General features: G+C 36.2%; 1 protein-coding gene. It reads left to right on the top strand.

Annotated features, from left to right (window positions below):
- The first annotated feature begins 43 nt into the window (after positions 1-43).
- Positions 44-1,846, top strand: coding sequence for an LPP20 family lipoprotein (locus tag U9P79_08055; GenBank protein MEA2104575.1), 1,803 nt, complete (start codon positions 44-46; stop codon positions 1,844-1,846).
- Positions 1,847-2,281: the final 435 nt, after the last annotated feature.

Genomic DNA, 2,281 nt, shown 5'->3' with positions numbered 1-2,281 from the left:
TTTGCGGGTGGATACTAATTCAACAAAAACAAATGGAGAAATTATGAAAAAATTAATTTTATTCTTGGGAATTTTCCTCATCACATCACTTTCCGCAGAAGCACCAAAATGGTTTACTTCCGGAAAACTTGCAAATTATCCTGCCGAATATAATTATATCGGCATGGGAGAAGGAAGTTCTTTGGAAAATGCCCAAGCAAATGCTCAAAAAGCGATTGCTGCTCAATTGAAAGTTTCGATTCAGGCAGAAGTTAACCTTTATACTCAAGAACTAAGCGGTGATATGAAATCTTCATATCAAGAATTATTCGAATCATCAACTAAAACAAGTGTTAGCGAAACAGTGAAAGGTATTCAGTTTGTAGATCAAGCACAAGATGGCGATAAATACTTCGTTGCTGCGGTGCTGAATATGCAACAATTTGCAACAACCCTCAAGGGTGAATTGGATATAGAGTGGACAAAAATCAGCAATCTTGTTTCTGAGGGACGGAACCTTATCAAAGATGATAAAATATTTGCCGGATTGGATAATTTCCTTGATGCCCAGAAATTTCTCACTCCCTTTTATACCAAAAAATCAATTTACGATGCAATGGGAACCGGCTCATACAAAATATCGGAAGACATCACAATTGCTTCCTTAAATTCCGAAATACGCAAAATTTTATCCGGAATAAAACTAAGTGTGGTTTCCGGAAATGACCAAACAGCCAAAGAAGGTGAATCACTTCCAAAACCGATTGTTTTTTCCGTAGAATATTCCGGTTCCAAAATCCCTTCTATTCCCATAAAAATCACCTATGAAAATAATAAAACTATTGCTACTGAAAATACTGATGAAAGAGGTGAAGTAAAATGCCGGGTTACTGCTTTATCCCTCAGAAACAAACGTGGTAGTGTGATCGCAAAACCAAATATTTATAAATTACCCGGATTTTATAGAAAATACTTAAAGAATTCCGCGACTAAAGCCGATTATTCCATTGCAGAAAATACGGCAATGACATTTTCCATAATAATTAAAGATGAAGATGGAAACAGATTAAAATCTGTGGAAAATAAAATTGCTAAAGAAGTGGGAAGATTGGGACACAATGTTTCTGATAATGCGGATTTCGGACTTTCAGGCACTGTAACGATGATAAGTTCGGAAAAAACCGAAGGATACACAGGAGAACAGTATCTCGTCAAATCGGAAATGATATTGTCTCTCGTTATCAATGATTCAGGAAAAAAAGTAGGAAGTATTCTCGCTACCGGAACAGGGCTGAATTCCCGAAGCGAAGAGAAAGCTCTACAAGCATCCTACAAAAAACTGAAAATCAATAAGCGAGATTTTGCCGAAATGTTTGCAGAAGCAAGTGACGAACTGGCAAAATATTTACCAACTCCGGTTGAGAAAGTTGTCCCGAAGAAAGAGAAGCCCATTACGATTGACCCGACTCCCTCATCGGACGAACAGTTAGACAAAATCGTTAAACACGATGTCTTTACTTTTGAATTAATAAATTGTAAAATGGACGACAGAACCATAACCTGCTCACTGATTGTTGCAAATAATTCCGAAGATGACACTAACCTAAGAATTCACCGTGCTCAAACTAAAATATTTGATGAAGCCGGTAATGAATATTCTGCAAATTTTGTGAAATTGGCCAATTCCGAAACAAGAGGCTGGAACTTGGATAAATTGATTATTCCCAAAGTTCCTACTCCTGCAGAAATGGTTTTCGAGAAAGTTTCTTCTTCCGTTACAAAAATATCCCTTCTCAGCATTAGTATGGTAAGTAATGGTTATAGATATAAAGCAGAATTTCGAAATGTTAATATTGAGTTCAAATAATAATCCTGTTCTAATTCGTGTCCATCCGTAAAATAGGGATTGGACGCAGATCATCGCTGAAAAAAATGATTTACGCAGATAAAAAATTTAATTACAAAAAGAGTAATATCAGCGTCTGCCCCGTTGAATGCTTTGTATTTTAATATTCAACAGGGGTTTATCTGCCGAATCAGTGTTTTTCTGCGTCGAATCATCCACCAGCTGGTGGATTCATTGCTTAAATAGTACTTTACGGATAGACACTAATTCGGTGAACTTATCAGAACTGCTTTTTTATAAAAATCCCAACTCGGACGCGGTTTGCAGTCTTCAAGTTGGGATTTTTTTCCCGGTAAGTGTGAAGAAAATGGGATAAAAATTTGATAAATATTTCGGTTAATTTGACATAAATATGAGAGGGTATAAAAAAATGAGAATTACTATGAATAGGAAGCA

Source organism: Candidatus Cloacimonadota bacterium, from assembly GCA_034661015.1.
GTDB lineage: Bacteria > Cloacimonadota > Cloacimonadia > JGIOTU-2 > JGIOTU-2 > JAYEKN01.
The sequence above is the reverse complement of the archived record's forward strand: the minus strand, read 5'-3'. Positions and strand labels throughout refer to the sequence as shown.

What these genes read in the sequence shown, in the direction of transcription:
- U9P79_08055 (MEA2104575.1), top strand. Translation starts at nt 44, where the DNA reads ATGAAAAAATTAATTTTATTCTTGGGAATTTTCCTCATCACATCACTT.